This is a genomic window from Nocardioides sp. (assembly GCF_025965415.1).
Classification (GTDB): domain Bacteria; phylum Actinomycetota; class Actinomycetes; order Propionibacteriales; family Nocardioidaceae; genus Nocardioides.
In genome coordinates this window covers 1-24,485 of the sequence record NZ_JAOPWY010000183.1, presented here as the reverse complement: position 1 = coordinate 24,485, position 24,485 = coordinate 1, and the positions used below count along the sequence as shown (strand labels likewise).

Below are 24,485 nucleotides of genomic sequence, written 5' to 3'. Positions count from 1 at the left end.
TGGTTGATAGGTTCCGCGCATGGCACCACGTGACGCGGAGGCGACCCGCCAGCGCCTGCTCGAGGCGGCGGCAGCCGAGTTCGCCGAGTTCGGCATCGCCGGCGCGCGCGTCGACCGGATCGCTGCCGCGGCGCGGACCAACAAGGCGCAGATCTACCACTACTTCGGCAGCAAGGACGCGCTCTTCGGTGCTGTCCTGGCCGGACTGCTGCACGACGTGGTGGAGACCGACCCGTTCGACGCCGACGACCTCCCTGAGTCGATGGGCCGGATCTTCGACCAGTTCGAGGACGACCCGGCGCTCGCGCGGCTGGCCACCTGGTACCGCCTGGAGCGGTCCGAGGACGACCCGCCCAACGCCGCGATCATCGGCGCCAACGCCTCCAAGCTGATCGCGATCCGGGCCGCGCAGCGCGAGGGACGGGTCACCGACGTCTTCCCCGCCGACATCCTGCTCGGCCTGCTGATCAGCCTCGCCACGACCTGGGCGTCGCTGCCTCCGGAGTACACCCCGTCGGCGCGCAACAACACCCGGCCCAAGCGCCGGGCGGCCGTGGTGGAGTCCGCGCGACGCCTCGTGGCGCCGGACCCGGGCAGCGGATGAAAGACTGCGGGTCGTGAGCGTCCCCAACGTCCTGGCCACCCGCTACGCCGGCGCCGACCTCGCTGCGATCTGGTCGCCGGAGCACAAGATCGTCCTCGAGCGCCAGCTGTGGATCGCCGTGCTGAAGGCTCAGCGCGACCTCGGCATCGACGTGCCCGAGGGCGTCGTCGAGGCCTACGAGGCGGTCGTCGACCGCGTCGACCTCGACTCCATCGCCGCCCGCGAGCGGATCACCCGCCACGACGTGAAGGCGCGCATCGAGGAGTTCTCGGCGCTCGCCGGCCACGAGCACATCCACAAGGGCATGACGTCCCGGGACCTGACCGAGAACGTCGAGCAGCTACAGGTACGCCGCTCGCTCGAGGTGGTGCGCGACCGCGCGGTCGCCGCGCTGGTCCGGCTCGCCCGGCTGGCGGCCGAGCACGAGCTGACCGTGATGGCCGGCCGCTCGCACAACGTGGCGGCGCAGGCGACCACCCTGGGCAAGCGGTTCGCGACGATCGCCGACGAGATGCTCATCGGCGTACAGCGCGTCGAGGAGCTGCTGGCGCGCTATCCCTTGCGGGGGATCAAGGGCCCGATGGGCACCTCGCAGGACATGCTCGACCTGCTCGACGGCGACGAAGCCCTGCTCGAGGACCTCGAGCGGCGGGTGGCGGCCCACCTCGGCTTCGAGGAGGTGCTGACCAGCGTCGGCCAGGTCTACCCGCGCTCGCTGGACTTCGACGTCGTCGCGGCGCTGGTGCAGCTGGTCAGCGGTCCGTCCAACCTCGCCACGACCGTGCGGCTGATGGCCGGGCACGAGCTGGTCACCGAGGGCTTCAAGGAGGGGCAGGTCGGCTCCTCGGCGATGCCCCACAAGATGAACACCCGCTCGTGCGAGCGGGTCAACGGCCTGGCCGTGGTCCTGCGCGGCCACCTGTCGATGGTCAGCGAGCTGGCCGGCGACCAGTGGAACGAGGGCGACGTGTCCTGCTCGGTGGTGCGCCGCGTCGCGCTGCCCGACGCCTTCTTCGCCACCGACGGCCTCTTCCAGACCTTCCTCACCGTGCTCGACGAGTTCGGTGCCTTCCCGGCGGTGATCCAGCGCGAGCTCGACCGCTACCTCCCGTTCCTCACCACGACCAAGGTGCTGATGGCCGCCGTCCGCAACGGCGTGGGCCGCGAGGCCGCCCACGAGGCGATCAAGGAGGCGGCCGTCGGCACGGCGCTGGCCATGCGCGCCGGCCAGGGCGACAACGACGTGTTCGCCAAGCTCGCCGCCGACCAGCGGCTCGGGCTGACCCGCGACCAGATCGACGCGCTCGTCGCGGACCCGATCGAGTTCACCGGCGCGGCCGTGGCCCAGACCCGTGCGGTCGTCGCCCGGGTCGAGGCACTGGCGGCCCGTCACCCCGACGCCGCGGCGTACGTCCCCGGCGCCATCCTGTGAGGGTCGGTCCTCCCCTCGTCGCCAACTCGTGAGTTGGCGAGCCAACTGGTGAGTTGGTGGGTTGGGTGGGTGGCGGCCGGCGTGTCGGTCCCCCTCGTCGCCAACTGACGAGTTGGCCAGCCAACTGGTGAGTTGGCGGGTCGGGTGAGTGGGCGCCCGGCGCCCGCCCCTCCGTCAGTCGCCCAGGCGCCAGGACCGTACGGCGGCAGCGAGCGCGACGAGGAGCACGGCGAGCGCGGCCAGGAGGGCCGAGCGCGCCGCCACGGGTGCGGACGCGACCGTCCCGACGGACTGGTAGACGGTCATCAGCAAGGCGGCGCCCAGCGCGGAGCCGATCCGCTGGCCGGTCTGCAGCGCCCCGCCGGCGGCACCGCCCATCCGCGGCGGCACCTCGGCGAGGGTGAGGGTGAAGTTGGGCGAGATCACGCCACCGCCGCCGATCCCGGCGAGGAACATCGCCGGCGCGAGCGTCCACCACAGCGAGTCCGAGGGCGACGTGACCAGCCACGCGGCGAGCGCGGTTCCGGTGATCATCACCGTCAGGGCGAGCAGGGTGATCCGGCGCCCGATCCGCCCGACCAGGCGCCCCGCCAGCGGCGAGGTCAGCGCGGCACCGACCGCGAACGGCGTCAGCAGCAGGGCGGACCGCAGGGGCGAGAACCCCTCGCCCTCCTGTAAGTGCACCGAGAGCACCAGGAAGATGCCGGTGAAGCCGGTGAAGTAGAGGGTGCCGACCAGCAGGCCGTTGGCGTACCCGGGCAGCCCTCGCAGCAGCGAGACGTCGAGCAGCGGGGGTCGACCGAGGCGGACGGTCCGGACCTCCCACCGCACGAACGCCCACGCCATCGGCGGGAAGGCGAGGAGCAGCAGGAGGGGCAGGCCGACGCCTCCCTCGAGGCTGATCAGCGGATAGAGCACCGCCAGCACGGCGAGGCCGAGCAGCATCGCGCCGCGCAGGTCGACGCGTGGGTCGCGCTCGACGTCGTCCCCGGTCCCGACGGGGTTGTCGGGCACCAGTCGCAGGATCAGCACCAGCGCGACGAGGCCGATCGGCACGTTGACCAGGAAGAGCGAGCGCCAGCCGTTCTCCTCGCCGAGCAGCCCGATCAGCGCTCCACCGATCAGCGGCCCCGTGGCCGAGGCGATCGCGACGGTGAAGCCGAACATCCCGAAGGCCCTCCCGCGCTCCTCTCCCCGGAAGAGCTGCTGGATGAGGCCGGAGCTCTGTGGTGTCAGCAGCCCGGCGCTCGCTCCCTGCGCCAGCCGCGCGAGGACGATCGCCGCCGCGTTGGGCGCGAGTCCGACGGCGGCGCTCGAGACGGTGAAGCCGACGAGGCCGATGGTCATCATCCGGCGGCGGCCGTGGGCGTCCCCGAGGCGCCCACCGGCGACCAGCGTCACACCGAAGGCGAGGGCGTACCCCGAGACCACCCACTGGATCGTCGCGGCGCTGGTGTCGAGACCGGCGCGGATCGAGGGGACGGCGACGTTGACGATCGTGACGTCGAGCAGCGACATGAAGCCGACGACCAGCGACACCGCCAGCACCCGCCAGCGCTGGGGGTCGGGGACGTACGTCGTCTCGTCGGCGGTGGTGCGCTCCGCCTGCTCGTCCTGGGTCATCGCCCGCCAGCCTTGCACCCGCCTCCACGTGTGTGCGCACCGCGTCCAGGGGTGAGGGGGAGGGGTGCCAGCTCGTCGGTTGGTGGGTTGGGTGGGGTCGACGGGCCCGTGCCCGGCCCCCAACCCGCCAACTCACGAGTTGGTCGACCAACTCGTCGGTTGGCGACTGTGGCCGGCGCGCGCCCCCCCGACAGCGGATGATGGGGGCATGAAGGCGGTGCAGGCGCGGGTGAGCGGACGGGTGCAGGGCGTCTCGTTCCGGTGGTACGCCCAGGAGCAGGCGCGCCGGCTCGGCGTCGTCGGGTGGGTGCGCAACGAGCCCGACGGGTCGGTGCTGCTGCACGCCGAGGGCGACGACGAGGCCGTGGACGCCCTGGTCGCGTGGTGCCACCAGGGCCCCGGGCTCGCCCGGGTGCGCGACGTCGCGGTGCGCGACGCGGCGACCTCCGGTGCGACCTCCTTCGACATCACCGGCTGACGAGGCGTGGGCGGTTCCCAAACTGGACCGATCTGGTCGACTATTGTGGGAGGCATGACCACCACCACTGCAGCTCCGCCTACCTACGACGACGTCGAGGTCGTGGTCCCTGCCCCCGGCCGCGGCGCCGGCAACTGGGCGGGCGCGGCGAGCGCGGTCCTGGTCGACGACGTCGTCTGGCTCACCTGGCGCGTACGCCGCCCGCTGACCGACGGCCGCGGCGTCTCCGTCGTCGTGGCGCGCTCCAGCGACGGCGTCACCTTCGAGACGGTGACCGAGGTGTCGCGGGAGGCCTTCGGTGCCGAGTCGTTCGAGCGACCGGTGCTGGTGCCCCTCCACGAGGGCGGTTGGCGGCTCTACCTCTCCTGCGCCACACCGGGCTCCAAGCACTGGTGGGTCGACAGCCTGACGGCCGACACGGTCGAGGGCCTGGCGGACGGCGTGCGCCGCCGCGTGCACGAGGGCGACCGCCACACCGGTGTCAAGGACCCGGTGATCACGGTGGGCGACGACGGCTACGAGATGTGGCTGTGCTGCCACCCCCTCGACGAGCCCGGCCACGAGGACCGGATGACGACCCGCCGCCTGACCAGCGTCGACGGGCTCGACTGGGAGGACCACGGCGAGGTGCTCGCCGGCCGCCCCGGCGAGTGGGACGCCCGCGGCGCGCGCGTCAGCGCCGTGCTGCCCGACGGGACGGTGCTGTACGACGGCCGCCCCGACGCGGAGTCCAACTGGTTCGAGACGACCGGGGTTGCGCACTGGGACGGCACGGTGCTGACCCGCACCGACCAGCCGCCGATCTCCTCCCCGCACGCCGACGGTGCCTTCCGCTACGCCGCCGTCGTCCCGCTGCCCGACGGCCGCGTGCGCTACTACGTCGAGGCCGCGCGCCCCGACGGGGCGCACGACCTCGTCACCTGCGTGCGCTGACGTCCCTCAGCGACGAGCGCTGATGCTCGTCACCGTCGCGGAGCGCTCCGCGTAGGAGCCCCGGCTCTCGGGGGACAGCCAGTCCTCGAAGTCCTGCCCGGTGAGCTCGCTCAGCAGCCCGATGTCGTCGGCGTACGTGTCCACGAGTCGCTGGCGTCGGGTGGCGTCGAGCCGTGGCCGCGCGGCCTCGCCGTGGTCGCTGAGCAGGCCCATCGTGAGCGGGTGGATGCGCCGCCAGACCTCCGGCGGTGCGAACTGCCCGAGCCGCGCGCCACTGCGCACGAGCGGCCCGAAGACGCGCGGGCGCCAGCCCGGGGGGACGAAGCTGCGGGAGTTGTCCCGCGGGATGGAGTCGACGAGTCCCTCGCGGATGCCGAGGAACCGGCTGACCCGGTCGACGGTCTCGCCGGGCTCGTCGACGAGGTCGCGGTAGCGCACGACCAGGACACGGGTGGGGTCGACGTAGCGGTGCAGGTGCTCGAGCTGCTCGCCGTAGCGACCCAGCTCGCGGTAGCGCCAGAACGGCGCCCACCCCGCGCGCACCCGCTCGGCCTCGCGGTCGAAGGCGGTGACGAAGTCCGGCTCGGGCTCCAGCCCGTCGGACCACAGGTGCATCCAGTTGCTGTAGGCGCGGTCGATCGGGTCACGGACCACGGCAACCAGCCTGACGTCCGGCAGGTCCTCGGCGATCCGGCGGTGAGCACCGCGGCTCCACAGGTAGAACGGCGTGCTCTCACCACGGACCTGGTGGTCGCGCGCCGGCTCGAAGAGCGGGAAGTAGCGGTCGGCGCGCCAGATCCACTCCTGCTGCGAGTGCTTGTCGCCGGGCCCGCACCACGCGGGCGGGGGAGCGCCGTCGCACAGCCAGTACTTCGGCTCCTTCGGGTCGGAGACGAAGACGTCCGGATGCTGGGCGAGTGCGGCGTGCAGCGCGGTGGTGCCGGCCTTGGGTGCGCCGATCACGAGGAAGTCGGGGCGCGGTGCTCGGGTCATGGTCGCTCCCGGGGGGGCTGGACAAGGGTGAGTTTGTAGACTAAGTCACTGAACATTGTGACGCCAGCGTGTCCGGGATCTCGTCGTCGTCGGCTACCCGCGCCGCAGGCCCGCGCCCGACACTGGACCGCATGAGCACCCCACGGCGTTCTTCTCCTCCGCTGCGCTCCTCCGGACAACGCCGCGGGGACCCCGCATGAGCGCCCCCGTCACAGTGTCCGTCACGCGCCACGTCGACCCGTCGCGCTCCAGCGAGATGCTCGCCTGGGTGCAGGCCGGGACGTCGCTGGCCGAGAAGTTCGACGGCTTCCTCGGCTCGGGGTGGGTGCGACCCAGTGAGGACTCCACCGACTGGCACATGCTCTACCGCTTCGCCGACGCCGACGCCCTCGCCGCGTGGGAGGCCTCCCCGCAGCGCGAGTGGTGGCTCGAGGCCGCCCAGGGCAGCGTCGAGGAGAAGCGCCGCGAACGTCGTACGGGCATCGAGGGCTGGTTCGACGAGCCCACCTCGATCGAGTCGCTCAGCGCCGCGCCGACCCCGCCGCCGCGCTGGAAGCAGATGGTCATCATCTTCATGGGCTTCTTCCCGCTGAGCCTCGCCGTCAACTACGCCGTGCTCCACACGCCGCTGGCGGGCTGGCCGCTCCCGCTCCGGGTGTGCGCCACGATCGTCGTCATGACCCCGCTCATGACGTACGCCGTCCTGCCGTGGATCACGCGGCGGATGTCGTGGTGGCTCCACCGCTAGGGTCTGCGCCCACGGGGGAGCCGACTCTGGCGTGTGGCCTGGTCGCGTGGTGGTTCCAGGGAACGATCACCAACCGTGCTCGCCCCGGGGGCGCCCGTCCGCACTAGGCTCGACCCGTGGCCGAGCCGAACATCCCCGCAGCCCCAGCGATCGAGGGCACCACCCACCTCCACTCCGGCAAGGTCCGCGACCTCTACCGGATCGACGGGGGTGAGCACGAGGGTCGGCTGCTGATGGTCGCCAGCGACCGCATCTCGGCCTACGACTTCGTCCTCGACACGACCATCCCCGACAAGGGCGAGATCCTCACCCGGATGTCCCTGTGGTGGTTCGACCAGCTCGAAGGGCTCGTCGGCAACCACGTGGTGTCCACCGACGTGCCGGCCTCCGTGGCCGGTCGCGCCGTGATCTGTGAGCGCCTGGACATGTTCCCGGTCGAGTGCGTGGCGCGCGGCTACCTCACCGGCTCCGGCCTCCTCGACTACCGCCGCACCGGTGAGGTCTGCGGCATCGCGCTGCCGGCCGGCCTCCAGGATGGCAGCCGCCTGCCCGAGCCGATCTTCACGCCCGCGACGAAGGCCGAGCTCGGCGACCACGACGAGAACGTCGACTACGAGGCCGTCTGCGAGGCCGTCGGCGACGACGCGGCCGCCGAGCTGCGGATGCTGACCATGGAGGTCTACGGCAAGGCCCACGCGCTGGCCAAGGAGCGCGGCATCATCCTGGCCGACACCAAGCTGGAGTTCGGCCGCCGACCCGATGGCAGCACGATCCTCGCCGACGAGGTCCTCACCCCCGACTCCAGCCGCTTCTGGCCGGCGGACCAGTGGCAGCCGGGCCGCGCCCAGGCGTCGTACGACAAGCAGATCGTGCGCGACTGGCTCACCGGGGAGTCCGGCTGGGACCGGACGTCGGGCGACGCACCGCCCGCCCTGCCCCAGGCCGTCGTCGAGCGCACCCGCGCGCGCTACGTCGAGGCCTTCGAGCTGCTCACCGGGGAGACGTTCTGAGGCCCCGGCGGATCGCCGCGACCGTCGAGATGCCGGTCCCGGCCCAGGTGGCCTTCCGCTACCTCTGCGACCCGCGCAACCGGCCGGAGTGGCAGTCCTCGCTCCGATCCGTCAGCGTGCCGGCCGACGAGGAGCCGCACCTGGGGCAGGCCTGGCGCGAGACGACCACCGTCGGCGTACGGCCGCACATGGAGACGACCGAGCTGGCCCCGTTCCGGGTCTGGACCGAGGTGGGCCGCTGGCGTGGCGTCAGCGCCACCCTCACCCTCCACTTCACCGACGTCGCCGGTAGGTGCCGCGTGCGCGCCGACGGCGAGGTGACCGGCCGCGGCGGGTGGGCGCTGCCCGCCCATGCCGCCGGACTGCTCGCGTCGCAGGCCATCGCCGCCGACCTGCGCAAGGCGAGCCGCATCCTCGGCTCGCGGATGTGACGGCGCGCGAGACGGCGGGTGACGTGGCTCACGACCGCTGAGTAGGTTTGCGCCATGCCGAACCTCTCCTCGCTGCTCGAAGGCTCCGCCGAGGCCCACCCCGACCGTACGGCGGTCGTGCTGGGCGACTCCCGCCTGACCTACGCCCAGGTCAACGCCGCGGCCAACCAGGTGGCCAACCTGCTGGTCTCGCGCGGCATCGAGCCGGGGGACAAGGTGGCGCTGAGCTGCCCCAACCTGCCCTACTTCCCGAACGTCTACTACGGCATCCTCAAGGCGGGCGCGACGGTCGTCCCGCTCAACGTGCTGCTCAAGGGCCGTGAGGTGGCCTACCACCTCGACGACTCCGACGCGAAGGCCTACTTCTGCTTCCAGGGGACGCCCGAGCTGCCGATCGGCGCCGAGGGCCACGCCGGCTTCGAGCAGGCCGACGCCTGCGAGCACTTCTTCGTGATCACCGCCGACCCGGCCGCGGAGTCCCCGATCGAGGGCACGCAGACCCTCGGGCAGGCGCTGAAGGGTCAGTCGCCGGTCTTCGAGACGCGCGACGTCGGGTCCGACGACACCGCCGTCATCCTCTACACCTCCGGCACCACCGGCCAGCCCAAGGGCGCCGAGCTCATGCACCGCAACATGATCTCCAACGCGCTCTCGAGCGACGCGCTCTTCGGCGCCGACGCCGACAACCCCGACACCCTGCTGTGCGTGCTGCCGCTGTTCCACTCGTTCGGCCAGACGGTCATCATGAACGCCGGCTTCGCCTTCGGCGGCACCGTCGTGCTGCTGCCGCGCTTCGAGGCCGGCCCGGCGCTGGCCCTGATGGACCGCGAGGACGTCACATTCTTCGCCGGCGTACCCACGATGTACTGGGGCCTCCTCGGCGCCCTCGACGACTCCGGCGTCGACGTCAAGAAGCTCGCCGACACGCTCCGGGTCGCCGCTGCGGGCGGCTCGGCGCTGCCGGTGGAGGTGCACAAGGAGTTCGAGCGCCGCTTCGGCGTGACGATCCTCGAGGGCTACGGCCTCTCCGAGACGTCGCCGGTCTCGAGCTTCTCGGTGTGGGGCGAGCCCGCGCGCGTCGGCTCGATCGGCAAGCCGATCCCCGGCGTCGAGATGAAGCTGATCAACCCCGAGCCCGGCGTCCGCGAGGACGTGGAGGACGCCGTGGACGTGGTCGGCGAGATCGCCATCAAGGGCCCCAACATCATGAAGGGCTACTACGGCCGCCCCGACGCCACCCACGAGGCCATCGTCGACGGCTGGTTCCGCTCCGGCGACCTGGGCCGCAAGGACGCCGACGGCTGGTACTACATCGTCGACCGGTCCAAGGACATGGTCATCCGCGGCGGCTACAACGTCTATCCGCGCGAGATCGAGGAGGTGCTGCTGACGCACCCCGACGTCTCCCTGGCCGCCGTCATCGGCGTGCCCCACGACAGCCACGGCGAGGAGATCAAGGCGGTCGTCATCCGCAAGGACGGCGCCACGGTGACCGAGGACGAGCTGGTGGCCTGGGGCAAGGATCAGATGGCGGGCTACAAGTACCCCCGCATCGTCCAGTTCGTCGACGCGCTCCCGATGACCGCGACCGGCAAGATCCTGAAGCGGGAGCTGAGCTGATGCGGCCGCTGGGTGTCGCGCTCGGGGCGATCATGCTGCTGATGGGTGCGGTGTGGACCTTCCAGGGTCTGGGCTACATCGAGGGCAGCCCCATGACCGACCAGACCCTCTGGGCGGTCCTCGGTCCGATCCTGGCCGGGCTGGGCGTGGCCCTGATCCTGGTCGCCGTACGCCGTCGCAAGGCCTGACGCACTCCGTCAGCCCGGCGGCGTGATCCCGAGCCGCTCCTGCAGGGCCAGGGCGTCGAACGGCACATGCACCTTGGCGTCGTTGTCGAAGTAGACGAGCACGTCCAGCCCGGCGGCGTCCCACGCGCGCACCTTCTCGGCCCACCGGTCGAGCGCCGCCGGCCCGTAGCCACTGGTGTAGAGCTCGGTGTCGCCGTGCAGCCGGACGTAGACGAGGTCGCTCGTGACCTCGTCGAACATGGGCCACGTGCCGGCCGAGTCGGCGACGACCATGCCGATGTCGTGTGCGCGGAGGAGGTCGCAGAACTCGGTCGTGCGGAACGAGGAGTGCCGCACCTCCAGCACGTGGCGCAGCGGCCGGTCCGCCGGAGTGCTGGTGACGGGCGGCTCCTTGAGCTTTCCGGCTTCGTGGTGCGCAGCGGCGAGGGCCGCGGCGTCGGCGGTGCGGCGCGGCAGCAGGTCGAAGAACGCCGCCAACCGGTCCGGGTGGAAGCCGAGCTGGGGCGGCAGCTGCCACAGCATCGGACCGAGGCGAGGGCCGAGAGACAGCACCCCGGAGGCCAGGAAGGTCGCCAGCGGCGCCTCCACGTCCACCAGCTTCTTCATGTGCGTGATGAAGCGGGGCCCCTTCACCGCCAGGACGAAGTCCTCGGGCACGGCCTCGCCCCAGGACCGCCAGCTCGACGGCCGCTGCAGCGAGTAGAACGACCCGTTCACCTCGAGGGACGTCAGGCGCGAGGCCGCGTGCTCGAGCTCGCGTCGCTGCGGCAGCCCCACGGGGTAGAACACGCCCCGCCACCCGGCGTAGCGCCATCCGGAGATGCCGACGCGCATCATGGAGCCTCCTCCGGCAGCCGGCTGCTGCCCCTCACGCGTACCCGCCAACGGTCCACACATGCGTGCCCGGCTCGGCGTCCGTGCCTGATCCTCACTAGGATCAGCACTGTCCACCCCAGCTGTCCTCAGGAGCACTCCGTGGCCCGAGTCGTCGTCGACGTCATGCCCAAGCCAGAGATCCTCGACCCCCAGGGCAAGGCGGTGCTCGGTGCGCTTCCCCGCCTGGGCTTCACCGGGGTGAGCGACGTCCGACAGGGCAAGCGGTTCGAGCTCGAGGTCGAGGGCGAGATCACCGGTGAGGTGCTCGAGGAGATCGCGAAGCTGGCCGAGGGGCTGCTCTCCAACCCGGTCATCGAGGACTACGAGGTCCACGTCGAGGAGCACTCCGTCGCGGAGATCGCCGGCCAGGTGCGACCGGCATGAAGGTCGGAGTCGTCACCTTCCCCGGCTCGCTCGACGACGTCGACGCGCGCCGCGCGGTCGGCATCGGCGGACACGAGGCGGTCGCGCTGTGGCACGGCGACGACGACCTCCGCGGCGTCGACGCGGTGGTGCTGCCGGGCGGCTTCTCCTACGGCGACTACCTCCGCTGCGGCGCGATCTCGCGCTTCGCCCCGGTCATGACGTCGGTGATCGAGGCGGCCCGCGCGGGCATGCCGGTCCTCGGCATCTGCAACGGCTTCCAGATCCTCTGCGAGTCCCACCTGCTGCCCGGCGCGCTCATCCGCAACGACCACCGCAAGTTCGTCTGCCGCGACCAGCGCCTGCGCATCGAGCGCGTCGACACCCCGTGGACCTCGGCGTACGCCGCCGGCGCGGAGGTCACGATCGTGCTCAAGAACGGCGAGGGCGGCTTCGTCGCCGACGAGCCCACGCTCGACCGCCTCGAGGGCGAGGGCCTCGTGGTCGCGCGCTACCTCGGCGACAACCCCAACGGCTCGCTGCGCGACATCGCCGGCATCTCCAACGAGCGCGGCAACGTCGTCGGCCTGATGCCGCACCCCGAGCACGCCGTCGAGGACCTCACCGGGCCGGGCACCGACGGGCTGGGCTTCTTCACCTCGCTCGTCGAGCAGGCCTTCGCGTGAGCGCCTCCGCATGAGCCCGCGCACCCTCTACCGCACCGTCGCGGTGGCCGAGGCGATCACCTGGGCGCTGCTGCTGACCGGCATGTTCCTCAAGTACGTCACCGAGACGACCGAGCTCGGCGTGCAGGTCTTCGGGATGGTGCACGGCGTCGTCTTCATCGCCTACTGCCTGACGACGGTCCTGCTGTGGGTCGACCGTGGGTGGCGGCCCAGCCGCCTCGTCCTGGGTCTGGTGGCGGCCGTCCCGCCCTTCGCCACGGTCCCGTTCGAGAGGTACGCCGAGCGCTCGGGGCTGCTCGGCGACCGCTGGCGCCTGCGGTCCGAGGCGCCGCGCGGCGCGGTCGAGTCGCTCGTCTCGTGGCTGCTCCGCCGGCCCGTCCAGGGGCTCCTCGTCGGCCTGGTGGCCGTTGCCGGCCTGACCGGCGTGGCGCTGGTCGTCGGTCCGCCCGCCTGAGGGCTACTTGCCCTGCTGCAGCTTGTTCCAGGTCTGGGGCGTGGCGACGCCGGAGACGACGATGCGCTGGCGCGACTGGTAGGCACGCAGGGCGGTCTCGGTCTTGGCGTCGAACACGCCGCTCGCCCGGAACCTCCCGGCACCGGCCGCGTTGAGCGCCCGCTGCAGGCGGTGCACCGACTCGTCGACGGAGCCCCGCTTGATCGTCGTACGGGCTCCGGCGGAGAGCAGGGCCCTCCAGTGCCGCCTCTCGAAGGTGTCGGTGGCGGTGAACCTGCGGGAGGCCTGCCAGGCGCGGGCGGCCGCGATCGTGGCGGCGTCGTAGGCGCCGGTGATCGCACCGGTGTAGGTGCCCTGCTCGGTCAGCAGGCACTGCAGCACCTTGACGCGCGTGGGCTGCGCGGAGGCAGGGGAGAGCGCGGGGTACTTCCAGTAGCCGAGCCGCGTGCCGGGGCAGCGGCCCTCGGGCACGGCGACCGAGCCGGCGCCGAGGTCGAGGTAGTTGCTGTCGATGTTGATCGTCACGCCGCCCCAGGTCTCGTTGTGGCCACCGCGGTACTGCTTCATCCGGCCACCGGGGCGCCAGCCGTCCTCGGGGATGTACGACGACGAGGTGTTGGCCGCGCCGTCCCACCGGGCGATCCAGATGCGGTCGGGCAGCGCGAACTGGCCGGGCCGCTGGACGCGCGCGTCGTCGAGCATCTTGATGCCCGAGCTGACGCTGGAGTAGAAGCCCGCGACGTAGCCCAGCGCCTTGATGCGGGTCACCCAGCTGGAGACGAACACCAGCGCCGACTCGCGGCACGCCGTGTTGGTGAGGTCGAAGCCCTCGAGGTCGTACCAGAGGGTGCTGCCCGGCCCGATGCCGTACGCCATCGCGTCCGCGGCGTTCTTGTCGGCCTCAACGGCGCCCTGCGCGGCCGCCTTGGCGTAGCCGCCGGCGGGTGACGGGGAGATCGTGAAGTCGTCCTTGTAGCGCGGGAAGCGCGGCTGGCACGACGCCTGCGGACCGAGCGCGATCGGCAGCAGCCGCCAGCCGCGAGCGACCTGGGTGGCGACCCAGGTGGAGCTCAGGTTGGGCTGCGAGCGGCACGCGCGCGAGTCGCCGGAGATGTAGATCCCGACGGCGGAGAAGGGCGACTTCTTCCACCACGCGTCCATCGCCGACTGGGTCGGTGCGAGGCACTGGTCGAAGCCATGGCCGGTGAAGTCGCCCGGTGTCGCCAGGGCGATCTGGCGCTGCGAGGCGAGCCGCGGCGTCGTACGACTGTCGTCCGCGCTCGCCGGGGCCGAGGTCACGGTCGACGCCGCGAGCATGAGGGTGAGCGCGGCGAGGAGCGTACGGGCGGTGGTGGTCGAGGCGCGACGCATGGGTGACTCCGGCATGGGGAAGGGGTGACGCGGGCGGGACGAGACGCCAGAGAACCACACCAGTCACACCCGTAACAGGGGTTCGCGTGAACTACAGAGGTGTAGTTCAGGAGTCGCTGGTCGGCACCTCGTCGAGGATGAAGTTGCCCTTGGCCTCTTCCTCCTCGATCAGCTCCTCGAAGGCCAGCGCGATGTCCTCCTTGTGCTCCTCGAACATCCGCGTCAGGTGGCCCTGGAGGAGCGACCCGTGGGGCGACTCGCCCGAGAAGACCCGCTCCCAGGTGTCCTCGCCACCCTTGATCCTGCCCACGAGCTCCTGCATGTCCTCACCCAGCTCGCCCGACTCCGCCTGCTCCTCGAGCGCCGTCTTCTCCTCCTCGGTGAGGAGGGGACGGGCATTGAGCTGGTCGACGGTCGCCTTGAGGTCGGCCAGGCTGGCGTCGAGCTCCTCGCGGGCCCCGGCGATCGCCGCCAGGATCTCGGCCTGGCTGCGCGGCTCGTCGCTCATGCCGTGGCGGGAGCGGGTGCGAGCGGCGCGACCGGGGCCGGGCGCTGCCCCACCGTCGGGGTGGCGATGGTGCTCGGGTCGCGGGTGACGCTGCTGGGGGTGCCGGTCGAGGTGGGGGCGGTCGGCGTCGACACCGGCGCCTTGTCCCCGTCGAAGAAGTTCTTCACGGTCTCGATGAAGGACTTCACCTGCTTGAGGATGTTGATCAGCTTCGTGATCGCCTTGTAGGCCTTCATCACCGCCTGGAAGGCTTGGAAGACGGCCTGCACGATGCGCGCCCAGCCGACACCGGGGATGCTCATCGTGGCCAGCGCCGAGGACACGGTCTGCACGGCAGACTTGACGCACTGCACGACCGAGAGCGCGGTCTGCCAGGCGTCGCGGCAGATCTGGACGACGTTCTGGCCCATCTGGACGAGCTGACCGGCCTGGGTGTCGAGCGAGCCGACCCACGTGCCGATCTGCTTGATCGCGGCGTCGGAGGCGCCACCGGACCAGGTCTTCGAGATGGTCTGGCCGCCGCTCTGGAGGTTGGCCGCGACGCCCTTCATCGACGTGCCCAAACTGCCGAAGGACGAGCCCTGCGAGGAGGCGCCGACCACGTCGCCGCCGATCTTCTCGGCCAGCTCCGCGCGGATGTCGAAGCCGGTGAGCATGCGGACCAGGTCGCACACGGTGTCGTAGGGGAAGCCGAAGCTGATCTGCGGGAGGCTGGTCTCGGTCGGTCCTGCACGGCGGATGGTGGTGTCGGCGACGTCCCAGAAGGCGCTCGACCCGTCGCGGCCGTCGACGCCGGTGGCCTGGTGGCGGCGTACGACGCCGTCCTCGGTGAGCGTGAAGTCGCGGGCGGTGGCGCGCAGCGCCTCGGCGTGGTCGCGCATCCCCGTGCCGTTGTCCTCGAGCGACTGGTGCACCGAGGGGAGGAGGGCGTTGTAGGCGCCCATCATGGTCTCGAGGATCGGGCCGAAGTCGGTCTGGACGAGATGGGTGCCGCCGTTGCGGGCGATGCCGGTCAGGTCGTCGCTGGCGCGCTGGACCTGGGTGGACCAGGCATCGAGCTCGGAGAGGTCGACGGTCATCACGGCGTTCATCGCAGCTCCTGGGGCATTCCTGCGGGCGGTGGGGTGTGGTCTGACGTTCCCCGATGTGCCGGGGGCGAAACCTCCGCCCTCGACGTGTGTGCCCACAGGCTGCGGAGCGCGGTGTTTGGGTCCGCGGATCGCGGGTATCCCGCTGGGGTGAGCGGAGACGGAAGACGTTCCCTGATGCAGGTCGAGCCGACCAGGCTGGTCGAGCTCGCCGCGTCGTCCGAGACGATCCTGGACTCGATGGTGCAGGACTGGGCGGTCGCGCTCGACGACCTGTCCGGCGCCTGCCAGGGCCTGGGTGACGCCAAGGGCACGATGAACGTCCAGTCCTCGTACGCCGACTCGCTGGCCGACGCGGGCGAGGTCGTGGCCGGCCTCGCGGAGGCCCTGGGACTCGGCGTCGCGGGCCTCGTCGACGCCGCGCACGATGCCGTGCGCGCCGACGACACGGCGGCCTCCGAGCTCGACCGGACCACCCACCAGCTGGGCGACGGCGGCTTCGGTCGCATGCCGGGCCGCGGAGGTCGCTGACCGTGCCGGCCAACCCGTGGGAGCTGCGCGCAGACGTGCGTCCGCTGGAGGCTGCCGCGCTGCGCTGGACCGAGATCGCCGTGCTGATGGCGCGTCGTGGAGACGAGATCGTCGATGCTGCCCGCCGAGCCACCGACGGGTGGGACGCGGCGGCTGCCGAGAGCTATGAGCGCCACCGGCGACAGGTGCTGGTCCACCTCGACCGGTTCACCTCGCTGGCCGGCGAGATCGCCGGCTCCCTGCGGGCCATCGGCTCGATCATCACCGCCTCGCAGAAGGAGCTCGACCAGGCCTGGACCACCGTCGCGATGATCCCGCACGACGTCGTGGGCGAGTCCCGCTACCTCGTGTTCCGCCCCACCGAGGAGGAGGACCGCGGCACGGTCACCCGGGGGCAGGAGGAGGCCGACGAGATCCGGCGCCGGCTGGCGCTGTCGCTCGACCAGGAGAGCACCCGGCTCCGGTCCGCGCGCGCCGAGCTCGTCAACGTCCGCACCGAGCTCACGACCCTGAAGGGCGGCGCCTTCCCCTCGTGGATGGCGCCGGGCCAGGAGGCGTCGGGCGTCGGCACCGTGCTGCCGGCCTCCACGTCGGTGCTCGGCTCGGCCCAGTCCGGGGTGTCCGCGCTCCCGCCGATCGCCCCCCTCTCGGTGTCGATGCCCGACCTGCACGGCCTGACCGGCCTCTCCACGCCAGGGCTGGCGCCCCTCGCCGCCGCGGCAGCCAACGGCATCGCGGCGCGTCGCGGCGCTGGTCGTACGACCACCGGCGTGCCGCCCGTCGGGGGCATGGGCGCCGGCGCCATGGGCGCGCGGGCGGGGACCATGTCGCGCGGCATGGCCAGCGGTCGCTCGGGGCCCACCCGGCTGGCCACGCCAACGCTCAAGGGTGCCACCGACGACGAGGCGGCCCGGCTCGCGCGTGAGAAGGAGGCCGCCAAGCAGGCTGAGAAGGACGCGAAGCGGGCCGCCCTGGCCGAGAAGCGTGCCGAGCGCGCCGCCCGCAGGGCCGAGCGCGAGTCCGAGCAGGACGGACGGGATCGCGCCGACGACCTCGAGCCGTCGGAGGACGACGCCGACCTCGACGCCGGCCGTGGGGCCGGCGCCGAGGGCGAGGAGCGCGTGGGTCTGCCCTGACCGGTCGAACGGGTCGCGCCTGCAGCCCGGGCACGAGCTGCCCCGGGACCGTGCCGCCGGGACGGAGCGTGCCGAGACCTGGGTGGACCGAGAGTCGACCTCGCATCGATCGCCGGTAGATTGACGCCGTGCCCGACACGAGCGCTCCGCAGTCCCCTTCCCGCACGAACGCCGGCCTCACGACCTCCGGCGCGACCGGCACCCTCGACACGGTGGCGCTGGCCTCGGCCGACGCCGAGCGTGACCAGCCGTGGGCCGAGCTGGGCCTGAAGGCCGACGAGTACGCCCGGATCCGCGAGATCCTCGGCCGGCGCCCGACCAGCTCCGAGCTGGCGATGTACTCCGTCATGTGGAGCGAGCACTGCTCCTACAAGTCGACCAAGGTCCACCTCAAGCAGTTCGGCGAGATCCCCCAGGAGACGCCGGTCGGCAAGATGCTGGCGGGCATCGGCGAGAACGCCGGCGTCCTCGACATCGGCCAGGGCTACGCCGTGACCTTCAAGGTCGAGAGCCACAACCACCCGTCGTTCGTCGAGCCCTACCAGGGTGCGGCCACCGGGATCGGCGGCATCGTCCGCGACATCCTCGCGATGGGCGCGCGACCGGTCGCGGTGATGGACCCGCTGCGCTTCGGCCCGCTCGACGCACCCGACACCGCGCGCGTGCTGCCCGGGATCGTCGCCGGCGTCGGCGGCTACGGCAACTGCCTCGGCCTGCCCAACATCGGCGGCGAAGCGGTCTTCGACGAGACGTACGCCGGCAACCCGCTGGTCAACGCGCTCTGTGTCGGCGAGCTCCGCCACGAGGACCTCCACCTCTCCAACGCGACCGGCACCGGCAACCAGGTCGTCCTCTACGGCGCGCGCACCGGCGGCGACGGCATCGGCGGCGTCTCGGTCCTCGCGAGCGAGACCTTCGACGAGGGCGGTCCGGCCAAGCGCCCCAGCGTGCAGGTCGGCGACCCGTTCATGGAGAAGCTCCTCATCGAGTGCACCCTCGAGCTCTTCGCCGCCGGCGTGATCGCCGGCATCCAGGACCTCGGCGGCGCCGGGCTCTCGTGCGCGACCTCCGAGCTCGCCTCGGCGGGCGACGGCGGCATGCACGTCGAGCTCGACCGGGTGCCGCTGCGCGACTCCACGCTCGCGCCCGAGGAGATCCTCATGAGCGAGTCGCAGGAGCGGATGATGGCGGTCGTCGAGCCCGGCGACGTCGACGCCTTCATGGCGATCTGCGAGAAGTGGGACGTCGAGGCGGTGGTGGTCGGCGAGGTGACCGACAGCGGGCGCCTCCACATCGACTGGCACGGCGAGGGCGTGGTCGACGTACCTCCGCGGTCGGTGGCCCACGACGGCCCGACCTACCACCGGCCCTTCGCTCGCCCCGGCTGGCAGGACGCGCTCCAGGCCGACCGGGCCGAGGCGCTGCCTCGTCCCTCCTCCGGTGCCGAGCTGCGCGAGACGCTGCTGCGCCTCGTCGCGAGCCCGAACCTCTGCGACAAGTCGTGGATCACCGACCAGTACGACCGCTACGTCCAGGGCAACACCGTCCTCGCGCAGCCGGCCGACTCCGGGATGGTGCGCGTCGACGCCGACACCAACCTGGGTGTCTCGGTCTCCACCGACTGCAACGGCCGCTTCGCCAGGCTCGACCCCTACGCCGGGGCCCAGCTCGCGCTCGCCGAGTCCTTCCGCAACGTCGCAACCGGCGGGGCGCGCCCGCTGGCCGTCTCCGACTGCCTCAACTTCGGCTCGCCCGAGGACCCCGACGTGATGTGGCAGTTCGCCGAGGCCTGCCGCGGCCTCAAGGACGCCTGCCTCGAGCTGGGCATCCCGGTCACGGGCGGCAACGTCAGCCTCTACAACCAGACTGGCACCACGGCGATCCTGCCGACCCCTGTGGTCGCGGTCCTCGGGGTCATCGAGGACGTCACGCGGCGTACGCCGACCGGCTTCGGCGCGCAGGGCGAGCGGGTCTTCCTCCTGGGCGAGACCCGGGAGGAGCTCTCCGGGTCGGAGTGGGCGCACGTCGCGCACGGCCACCTCGGCGGGCTGCCGCCGGTGCTCGACCTCGCCGCCGAGCAGGCCCTGGCCTCACTGCTGCAGGACGCATCGCGCGACGGCGTCGTGACCAGCGCCCACGACCTGTCCGACGGCGGGCTGGCGCAGGCTCTGGCGGAGTCGACCTTCGGTCGCGGCATCGGTGTCTCGGTCTCGCTGGCCTCGGTCGCCGGCGGCGACGCGTTCGTGGCCCTCTTCGCCGAGTCGACCGCCCGCGCGCTCGTCACGGTGACCGACGACCGGGCCGACGCCCTGGTCGCCCTGGCCGAGCGCCACGGCGTACCGATCACGCCGCTCGGCCGCACGGGCGGCGACACCATCGCGGTCGAGGGTGCCTTCGAGCTGCCCGTGGCCGAGGCGAAGTCGGTCTGGCAGGCGACGCTCCCGGCGGTCCTCGGCTCCTGAGCCACCGCCGCTCCTCGACCGGCGGGAGTGGGCTCGGTCGGCGTGGCGCATCGAGCGCATGCCCACGACCAGGCCGAGCGCCGCCACGACGACGGCGTCCGCGTTCGAGTGAGGCCGGGGCAGGCGACCGAGCGATCCGCCGCTCGGCTCCGAACCCCCGGCATGCGCCGTCGTACGCTGCTCGTCCTGCCCGCACTCGGGCTCGTCCCGTCCGCCCTGCTCAGCGCCTGCTCCGAGGAGTCCGCCGTGACCACCGACCCGACCTCGGGGCCCGCTACCGACGGACGCGAGGGCGCCGAGGTCGTCGCCTACGGCGACGACCCCTCGCAGCTCGCCGAGCTCCACCGCCCCGAGGGACGCTCGCGCGGTGTGGTGGTCGTCATCCACGGTGGCTTCTGGAAGTCGGCCTACGACCTCACCCTCGGCCAGCCGCTCGCGCGTGCGCTCGTGGCCGAGGGGTGGACGGCGTGGAACATCGAGTACCGCCGGGTCGGCAACGGTGGCGGCACGCCGCAGACCTTCGACGACGTGGCCGCCGCGATCGACGCCCTGGCCGACGTCGAGGGCCTCGACACGTCCACCGTCGTGACGCTCGGCCACTCCGCCGGCGGGCACCTCGCGGTCTGGGCGGCCGGCCGCAAGGACCCGCGCGTCGCGGTCACCCATGCGGTCTCGCAGGCCGGGGTGCTCGACCTGGTCATGTCCGAGCGGATGGGTCTCGGCGGCGGCGCGGCCGCGGCGCTGCTCGGCCACACGCCCGGCCCCGACGACGCCCAGTGGGACCCGCAGCAGCAGATCCCCCTCGAGGTGCCCGTCTGGTGCGTCCACGGCATCGACGACGCGATCGTCCCCCTGGGGCAGTCCGAGGGCTACGTCGTCGACGCGCAGGCGGCCGGCGCGCAGGCCGAGGTCGTCCGGGTCCCCGGCGACCACCCCGTCGTGATCGACCCGGGCAGCGAGGCGTGGGCGGCGACCGTCGAGATCCTCGACCGCATCGCCTGACTAGTCTCGGACCGTGCCCGCCCGCCTGAGGATCCTGACCGCCGACCAGCTCGACGGCGCCGACACGAAGGCGCTCGTCAAGCACTACCTCGCCGTCCTCGAGGAGCGCGCCCCCGGACGCTCGGTCGAGGTCCGCGTGCCGCCCTACGCGGCCGTCCAGGTGGTGCCCGGGGTCCGGCACACGCGCGGCACCCCGCCGGCGGTCATCGAGACCGACGCCGACACGTGGCTCGCCCTCGCCACCGGTCGTACGACCTGGCACGAGGCCGTGCACGACGGCTCGGTGCGCGCGAGCGGTGAGCGCACCGACCTCTCCGCCTACCTCCCGCTGGTGACCCCGTGAGGGCCGCGCTCGCGACCGCCGAGCTGGCGGAGGCCGTGGGGCCGGTCGCCGGTGTCGAGGTCGTCGTGTGGAACGGCGACGGACCGGTCCCCGACGGTGACGTCGAGTTCTGGGTGCCGCGCTACGCCACCCGCGCCGACGTCATCGACCAGGGCCACCACCTCCGGGGACTCCAGGTCGTCCAGCTGCAGAGCGCGGGGTACGACGGCGTGGCCGAGCGGCTGCCCGCGGGCGTGACGCTCTGCAACGCGACCGGGGTCCACGACGACGCCACCGCCGAGCACGCCGTCGGCCTGGTCCTGGCCAGCCTGCGCGGCATCCCGGAGTCGGTGCGCCAGCACGGGCGCTGGCGGTCGCTGCCCGGTCGCCGCTCGCTGGCGGACTCCCGGGTCCTGGTCCTCGGCTACGGCTCGATCGGCCGCGCCCTCGCCGAGCGGTTGCTCCCCATGAAGGCCGGCGTCACCGCGGTCGCCTCCCGCGAGCGGGACGACGACCTGGTCGGTCGGGTGCGCGGCATCGACGACCTCGCGTCGCTGCTGCCCGAGCAGGACGTCGTGGTCGCGCTGGTCCCGTTCAGCGACGCGACGCGCGGACTCCTCGACGACGCAGCTCTGTCCCTGCTGCCCGACGGCGCGCTGGTGGTCAACGTCGCCCGTGGCCCCGTCGTCGACACCGACGCGGTGCTGCGCCACGCCGGTCGCCTGCGCTTCGCCCTGGACGTCACCGACCCGGAGCCGCTCCCCGACGGTCACCCGCTGTGGGACGCCCCCGACGTGCTCATCACCCCGCACATCGCGGGAGGTACGACGGCGATGCTGCCCCGCATCTCGGCGCTCGTCCGCGACCAGCTCGAGCGAGCGGTCGCCGGCGTTCCGCTGGCCAACGTCGTCAGCGACTAGGTTTCGCACCATGCACGTCACTTCCCTCGGCTTCCGCACCGACCTGGCTCTCCTGACCGCCTCCGGCAGCATCGTCGAGGACCGCGGCACGCACCTGGTGGTGCGCTCGCCCGACAACCCGTCGTACTTCTGGGGCAACTTCCTGCTCCTCGCGCGACCGCCGGTCCCCGGCGGTGAGCGCGAGGTGGTCGGCGCGTTCCACACCGAGTTCCCGCAGGCCGACCACGTCAGCATCGGCATCGACGCGGCGGGTCTCACCGACGAGGCCCGCGCGGCCTTCGAGGCGGCCGGCCTGACGGTCGACGACGCGACCGTGCTGACCGCCTCGACGCTCCAGCCGCCCCGTGAGGTCGACGCCGAGGTCCGGGTGCTCGCCGGTGACGAGGACTGGGAGGCGCGGGCCCGGCTGAGCCAGCAGCTCTACCCGCAGACCTCCGAGGAGGCGTTCATGACCTTCGCGCGCCAGAAGAACGCCCAGGAGCGACGGCTCGTCGAGGGCGGTAGCGGCCAGCGCTTCGGCGCCTTCGTCGACGGCGCGCTGGTCTCGACGGCCGGGATCTTCGTCACCGAGGACGGCATCGCCCGCTACCAGAGCGTCGAGACCCACCCCGGGCACCGCCGCAAGGGACTGGCCTCGGCGGTCGTCCACGCGGCCGGGCAGCACGCGCTCGACCGGCTCGGCGTACGCACCCTCGTGATCGTCGCCGACACCGACGGCGAGGCCATCGGGATCTACCGCCGCCTCGGCTTCGCCGACTCCGAGCGCCAGCTGATGATGGAGAAGCGGAGCGGTGAGTGGGCCTCGATGGACGAGGCCTGATCTGGTCGGGTTCCGACGCGCCTGTCGCGCCTCCGCGGGCTCGGGCGCGGGCGTGCTCGACCTCCCGACCCACGCCGTGAGCGACTCCGTCGCTCCCGGCTAGGGTCGTGCCATGACTGTCGACATCCCCGCTCGTCTCGCCGAGGTCATGCCCGGCATCCGCCGCGACCTGGAGGACCTGGTCCGCATCCAGTCGGTGTCGGCCGACCCGGCTCGTGCGGGCGAGGTCGAGCGCAGCGCCGAGGCCGCGCGCGACCTCTTCGCCGCGGAGGGCTTCGAGGTCGAGATCGTCCGGGCCCACGACGGCGCCCCGCCGGCGGTGATCGCCAGGAAGGCGGGCCCCGCGGGCGCGCCGACCGTCCTGCTCTACGCCCACCACGACGTCCAGCCGGAGAACGACCACGCCGACTGGGACTCGCCGCCGTGGGAGCCCACCGAGCGCGGTGACCGCCTCTACGGCCGCGGCGCGGCCGACGACAAGGCCGGCATCGCCGCCCACCTCGGCGCCGTCCGGATCCTCGGCGACGACTTGCCGGTCAACCTGGTGATGTTCATCGAGGGCGAGGAGGAGGTCGGCTCCGACACCCTCGTCGAGCTGCTCGCCGCCCACAAGGACCGCCTCGAGGCCGATGTCATCGTCATCGCCGACTCCGGCAACTGGGACATCGGCGTGCCCGCTCTGACCACGAGCCTGCGCGGCCTGGTCCGGATGGACGTCGAGGTCCGCACCCTGACCCACGCCGTGCACAGCGGCATGTGGGGCGGCTTGGTGCCCGACTCGATCATGACGCTGAGCCGCCTCGTCGCGAGCCTCCACCACGACGACGGCAGCGTCGCGATCGAGGGCCTCTTCTCCGGTCCCGCCGCCGCCGTCGAGTACCCCGAGGCCCGCCTGCGCGCGGAGTCCGGCGCGGCCGAGGGCATCGAGTGGATCGGCACGGGCAGCGTCGTCGAGCGGCTCTGGACCCAGCCGGCGCTGTCGATCACCGGCTTCGACGCCCCCAAGGTCGAGGGCGCGTCCAACACCCTCGTCCCGGCCGCCCGTTGCCGCATCAGCCTCCGCATCGCCCCCGGCGACACCACCGCCAACGCGGTGGCGCGCCTGCAGGCCCACCTGGAGAAGCACGTCCCCTGGGGCGCAACCCTGAGCACCACGGTCGTCGACACCGGCGAGGCGACGCAGATCGACGCCAGCGGTCCGGCGTACGACGCCGCGCGCGCCGCGTTCGCCGAGGCCTGGGACGGCACCGCTCCGGTCGACATGGGCGTCGGTGGCTCGATCCCGTTCATCGCCGAGTTCCTCGAGACCTTCCCCGAGGCGAGCGTCCTGGTCACCGGCGTCGAGGACCCGGACACCCGCGCCCACGGAGCCAACGAGGGTCTCCACCTCGCCGAGTTCGAACGCGTCTGCCTGGCCGAGACCCTCCTGCTGCACCACCTCGCAGGCTGAGCGGACGCCGAGCCGTGCCCCTCACCACCGATGCCGTGATGGAGCTGATGCAGTCCGTCGCCGCCGAGGTGATCACCCCGAGGTTCCGGTCGCTCTCGCAGAGCCAGATCCACGAGAAGAAGCCCGGTGACCTGGTCACCGTCGCCGACCGCGAGGCGGAGGCCCTGCTCACCCGCGCCCTGCAGGACGCCTACCCCGAGGCGGTCATCCTGGGCGAGGAGCACTACGCCGAATCCCCTTCTCTCATGGGGAAATTCCGTGCGGCCGGCCACGGCTTCACCGTCGACCCGGTCGACGGCACGAAGAACTTCGTGAACGGGTCGAAGGACCACGCCGTGATGATCGCGGAGGTGCTCGACGGGGTCACCGTCCGCGGGTGGATCTGGCAGCCAGAGCACGGGCAGGCCTGGGTGGCCGAGCGTGGTGGCGGCGTACG

Annotated in this window: 27 protein-coding genes; 21 read left to right on the top strand and 6 right to left on the bottom strand. The window is 72.4% G+C overall.

Annotated features, from left to right (window positions below; all coding sequences use genetic code 11):
• Nucleotides 1-19: 19 nt before the first annotated feature.
• A complete protein-coding gene (locus JWN97_RS18905) occupies nt 20-604 on the top strand; it encodes a TetR family transcriptional regulator (RefSeq protein ID WP_297626466.1) in 585 nt (194 codons plus the stop codon).
• 13 nt (nt 605-617) lie between these two features.
• Nucleotides 618-2,036, top strand: coding sequence for an adenylosuccinate lyase (gene purB / locus JWN97_RS18900; protein WP_297626462.1), 1,419 nt, complete (start codon nt 618-620; stop codon nt 2,034-2,036).
• Nucleotides 2,037-2,210: 174 nt separating this feature from the next.
• Here purB and JWN97_RS18895 read toward each other — a convergent pair whose 3' ends face one another.
• Nucleotides 2,211-3,659, bottom strand: a complete 1,449-nt coding sequence (locus JWN97_RS18895; RefSeq protein WP_297626459.1) for an MFS transporter — start codon at nt 3,657-3,659, stop codon at nt 2,211-2,213.
• A 208-nt stretch (nt 3,660-3,867) separates the two neighbouring features.
• Here JWN97_RS18895 and JWN97_RS18890 point away from each other — a divergent pair, with 208 nt between their 5' ends.
• Together JWN97_RS18890 and JWN97_RS18885 are read left to right on the top strand one after the other, a co-directional pair.
• On the top strand, nt 3,868-4,137 hold the full coding sequence (locus JWN97_RS18890) for an acylphosphatase (RefSeq protein ID WP_297626456.1): 270 nt from the start codon (nt 3,868-3,870) through the stop codon (nt 4,135-4,137).
• Nucleotides 4,138-4,191: 54 nt separating this feature from the next.
• On the top strand, nt 4,192-5,070 hold the full coding sequence (locus JWN97_RS18885; protein ID WP_297626453.1) for a hypothetical protein: 879 nt from the start codon (nt 4,192-4,194) through the stop codon (nt 5,068-5,070).
• Between the two features lie 6 nt (nt 5,071-5,076).
• On the opposite strand, the gene JWN97_RS18880 is transcribed toward JWN97_RS18885, so the two are convergent.
• Nucleotides 5,077-6,063, bottom strand: a complete 987-nt coding sequence (locus JWN97_RS18880; RefSeq protein WP_297626449.1) for a sulfotransferase — start codon at nt 6,061-6,063, stop codon at nt 5,077-5,079.
• A gap of 196 nt (nt 6,064-6,259) precedes the next feature.
• Between JWN97_RS18880 and JWN97_RS18875 the strand changes: the two genes are divergently transcribed.
• The 5 genes from JWN97_RS18875 to JWN97_RS18855 all read left to right on the top strand — a co-directional run bounded on the left by JWN97_RS18875 (nt 6,260) and on the right by JWN97_RS18855 (nt 10,060).
• Nucleotides 6,260-6,811 (top strand): antibiotic biosynthesis monooxygenase, encoded by a 552-nt coding sequence (locus JWN97_RS18875; protein ID WP_297626447.1) that lies wholly within the window; start codon nt 6,260-6,262, stop codon nt 6,809-6,811.
• Nucleotides 6,812-6,927: 116 nt separating this feature from the next.
• Nucleotides 6,928-7,821, top strand: coding sequence for a phosphoribosylaminoimidazolesuccinocarboxamide synthase (locus JWN97_RS18870; RefSeq protein WP_297626444.1), 894 nt, complete (start codon nt 6,928-6,930; stop codon nt 7,819-7,821).
• Nucleotides 7,710-8,252, top strand: coding sequence for an SRPBCC family protein (locus JWN97_RS18865; protein WP_297626561.1), 543 nt, complete (start codon nt 7,710-7,712; stop codon nt 8,250-8,252). The genes JWN97_RS18870 and JWN97_RS18865 overlap by 112 nt, the downstream gene beginning before the upstream one ends.
• 54 nt (nt 8,253-8,306) lie before the next feature.
• A complete protein-coding gene (locus JWN97_RS18860) occupies nt 8,307-9,872 on the top strand; it encodes a long-chain fatty acid--CoA ligase (RefSeq protein WP_297626441.1) in 1,566 nt (521 codons plus the stop codon).
• Nucleotides 9,872-10,060, top strand: coding sequence for a hypothetical protein (locus JWN97_RS18855; RefSeq protein WP_297626438.1), 189 nt, complete (start codon nt 9,872-9,874; stop codon nt 10,058-10,060). Before JWN97_RS18860 ends, JWN97_RS18855 begins: the two co-directional genes overlap by 1 nt.
• Before the next feature lie 9 nt (nt 10,061-10,069).
• Here the strand turns inward: JWN97_RS18855 and JWN97_RS18850 are convergent, their stop codons facing one another.
• Nucleotides 10,070-10,897, bottom strand: a complete 828-nt coding sequence (locus tag JWN97_RS18850) for a DUF72 domain-containing protein (RefSeq protein ID WP_297626435.1) — start codon at nt 10,895-10,897, stop codon at nt 10,070-10,072.
• Between the two features lie 138 nt (nt 10,898-11,035).
• Between JWN97_RS18850 and purS the strand changes: the two genes are divergently transcribed.
• The 3 genes from purS to JWN97_RS18835 are packed head-to-tail and all read left to right on the top strand — an operon-like array spanning nt 11,036 to nt 12,439.
• Nucleotides 11,036-11,320 (top strand): phosphoribosylformylglycinamidine synthase subunit PurS, encoded by a 285-nt coding sequence (gene purS / locus JWN97_RS18845; protein ID WP_297626432.1) that lies wholly within the window; start codon nt 11,036-11,038, stop codon nt 11,318-11,320.
• A complete protein-coding gene (purQ, locus tag JWN97_RS18840) occupies nt 11,317-11,985 on the top strand; it encodes a phosphoribosylformylglycinamidine synthase subunit PurQ (RefSeq protein ID WP_297626429.1) in 669 nt (222 codons plus the stop codon). The genes purS and purQ overlap by 4 nt, the downstream gene beginning before the upstream one ends.
• 10 nt (nt 11,986-11,995) lie before the next feature.
• The gene (locus JWN97_RS18835; protein WP_297626426.1) at nt 11,996-12,439 is read left to right on the top strand and encodes a DUF3817 domain-containing protein; all 444 of its coding nucleotides are present in this window, start codon (nt 11,996-11,998) and stop codon (nt 12,437-12,439) included.
• Between the two features lie 3 nt (nt 12,440-12,442).
• Here JWN97_RS18835 and JWN97_RS18830 read toward each other — a convergent pair whose 3' ends face one another.
• The 3 genes from JWN97_RS18830 to JWN97_RS18820 all read right to left on the bottom strand — a co-directional run bounded on the left by JWN97_RS18830 (nt 12,443) and on the right by JWN97_RS18820 (nt 15,409).
• Entirely contained in the window at nt 12,443-13,825 is a 1,383-nt protein-coding gene (locus tag JWN97_RS18830) for a glycoside hydrolase domain-containing protein (protein WP_297626423.1), read from the bottom strand.
• Between the two features lie 91 nt (nt 13,826-13,916).
• Nucleotides 13,917-14,318 (bottom strand): hypothetical protein, encoded by a 402-nt coding sequence (locus tag JWN97_RS18825; RefSeq protein ID WP_297626420.1) that lies wholly within the window; start codon nt 14,316-14,318, stop codon nt 13,917-13,919.
• Nucleotides 14,315-15,409: a hypothetical protein gene (locus JWN97_RS18820; protein WP_297626417.1), complete on the bottom strand. Its 1,095-nt coding sequence runs from the start codon at nt 15,407-15,409 to the stop codon at nt 14,315-14,317. Before JWN97_RS18820 ends, JWN97_RS18825 begins: the two co-directional genes overlap by 4 nt.
• A 174-nt stretch (nt 15,410-15,583) precedes the next feature.
• Here JWN97_RS18820 and JWN97_RS18815 point away from each other — a divergent pair, with 174 nt between their 5' ends.
• The 9 genes from JWN97_RS18815 to JWN97_RS18775 all read left to right on the top strand — a co-directional run.
• A complete protein-coding gene (locus JWN97_RS18815; protein ID WP_297626414.1) occupies nt 15,584-15,937 on the top strand; it encodes a hypothetical protein in 354 nt (117 codons plus the stop codon).
• A 2-nt stretch (nt 15,938-15,939) separates the two neighbouring features.
• On the top strand, nt 15,940-17,073 hold the full coding sequence (locus JWN97_RS18810; RefSeq protein WP_297626411.1) for a hypothetical protein: 1,134 nt from the start codon (nt 15,940-15,942) through the stop codon (nt 17,071-17,073).
• A gap of 212 nt (nt 17,074-17,285) precedes the next feature.
• Complete coding sequence (purL, locus tag JWN97_RS18805) at nt 17,286-19,535, top strand: phosphoribosylformylglycinamidine synthase subunit PurL (RefSeq protein WP_297626558.1); 2,250 nt, start codon at nt 17,286-17,288, stop codon at nt 19,533-19,535.
• Between the two features lie 162 nt (nt 19,536-19,697).
• Nucleotides 19,698-20,537, top strand: a complete 840-nt coding sequence (locus JWN97_RS18800) for an alpha/beta hydrolase (RefSeq protein WP_297626409.1) — start codon at nt 19,698-19,700, stop codon at nt 20,535-20,537.
• Nucleotides 20,538-20,550: 13 nt separating this feature from the next.
• Nucleotides 20,551-20,880, top strand: a complete 330-nt coding sequence (locus JWN97_RS18795; protein ID WP_297626407.1) for a sterol carrier family protein — start codon at nt 20,551-20,553, stop codon at nt 20,878-20,880.
• Entirely contained in the window at nt 20,877-21,779 is a 903-nt protein-coding gene (locus tag JWN97_RS18790; RefSeq protein WP_297626404.1) for a 2-hydroxyacid dehydrogenase, read from the top strand. The genes JWN97_RS18795 and JWN97_RS18790 overlap by 4 nt, the downstream gene beginning before the upstream one ends.
• 10 nt (nt 21,780-21,789) lie before the next feature.
• On the top strand, nt 21,790-22,599 hold the full coding sequence (locus JWN97_RS18785) for a GNAT family N-acetyltransferase (protein WP_297626401.1): 810 nt from the start codon (nt 21,790-21,792) through the stop codon (nt 22,597-22,599).
• Nucleotides 22,600-22,711: 112 nt separating this feature from the next.
• Nucleotides 22,712-24,049, top strand: coding sequence for a dipeptidase (locus tag JWN97_RS18780; RefSeq protein WP_297626398.1), 1,338 nt, complete (start codon nt 22,712-22,714; stop codon nt 24,047-24,049).
• A gap of 14 nt (nt 24,050-24,063) precedes the next feature.
• On the top strand, nt 24,064-24,485 hold a 422-nt coding region (locus tag JWN97_RS18775), incomplete at its 3' end, for an inositol monophosphatase family protein (protein WP_297626395.1).

What these genes read in the sequence shown, in the direction of transcription:
- JWN97_RS18905 (WP_297626466.1), top strand. Translation starts at nt 20, where the DNA reads ATGGCACCACGTGACGCGGAGGCGACCCGCCAGCGCCTGCTCGAGGCG.
- JWN97_RS18895 (WP_297626459.1), bottom strand. Translation starts at nt 3,659, where the DNA reads ATGACCCAGGACGAGCAGGCGGAGCGCACCACCGCCGACGAGACGACG.
- JWN97_RS18890 (WP_297626456.1), top strand. Translation starts at nt 3,868, where the DNA reads ATGAAGGCGGTGCAGGCGCGGGTGAGCGGACGGGTGCAGGGCGTCTCG.
- JWN97_RS18885 (WP_297626453.1), top strand. Translation starts at nt 4,192, where the DNA reads ATGACCACCACCACTGCAGCTCCGCCTACCTACGACGACGTCGAGGTC.
- JWN97_RS18880 (WP_297626449.1), bottom strand. Translation starts at nt 6,063, where the DNA reads ATGACCCGAGCACCGCGCCCCGACTTCCTCGTGATCGGCGCACCCAAG.
- JWN97_RS18875 (WP_297626447.1), top strand. Translation starts at nt 6,260, where the DNA reads ATGAGCGCCCCCGTCACAGTGTCCGTCACGCGCCACGTCGACCCGTCG.
- JWN97_RS18860 (WP_297626441.1), top strand. Translation starts at nt 8,307, where the DNA reads ATGCCGAACCTCTCCTCGCTGCTCGAAGGCTCCGCCGAGGCCCACCCC.
- JWN97_RS18855 (WP_297626438.1), top strand. Translation starts at nt 9,872, where the DNA reads ATGCGGCCGCTGGGTGTCGCGCTCGGGGCGATCATGCTGCTGATGGGT.
- JWN97_RS18850 (WP_297626435.1), bottom strand. Translation starts at nt 10,897, where the DNA reads ATGATGCGCGTCGGCATCTCCGGATGGCGCTACGCCGGGTGGCGGGGC.
- purQ (WP_297626429.1), top strand. Translation starts at nt 11,317, where the DNA reads ATGAAGGTCGGAGTCGTCACCTTCCCCGGCTCGCTCGACGACGTCGAC.
- JWN97_RS18835 (WP_297626426.1), top strand. Translation starts at nt 11,996, where the DNA reads ATGAGCCCGCGCACCCTCTACCGCACCGTCGCGGTGGCCGAGGCGATC.
- JWN97_RS18830 (WP_297626423.1), bottom strand. Translation starts at nt 13,825, where the DNA reads ATGCCGGAGTCACCCATGCGTCGCGCCTCGACCACCACCGCCCGTACG.
- JWN97_RS18825 (WP_297626420.1), bottom strand. Translation starts at nt 14,318, where the DNA reads ATGAGCGACGAGCCGCGCAGCCAGGCCGAGATCCTGGCGGCGATCGCC.
- JWN97_RS18820 (WP_297626417.1), bottom strand. Translation starts at nt 15,409, where the DNA reads ATGAACGCCGTGATGACCGTCGACCTCTCCGAGCTCGATGCCTGGTCC.
- JWN97_RS18815 (WP_297626414.1), top strand. Translation starts at nt 15,584, where the DNA reads ATGCAGGTCGAGCCGACCAGGCTGGTCGAGCTCGCCGCGTCGTCCGAG.
- JWN97_RS18800 (WP_297626409.1), top strand. Translation starts at nt 19,698, where the DNA reads ATGCGCCGTCGTACGCTGCTCGTCCTGCCCGCACTCGGGCTCGTCCCG.
- JWN97_RS18785 (WP_297626401.1), top strand. Translation starts at nt 21,790, where the DNA reads ATGCACGTCACTTCCCTCGGCTTCCGCACCGACCTGGCTCTCCTGACC.
- JWN97_RS18780 (WP_297626398.1), top strand. Translation starts at nt 22,712, where the DNA reads ATGACTGTCGACATCCCCGCTCGTCTCGCCGAGGTCATGCCCGGCATC.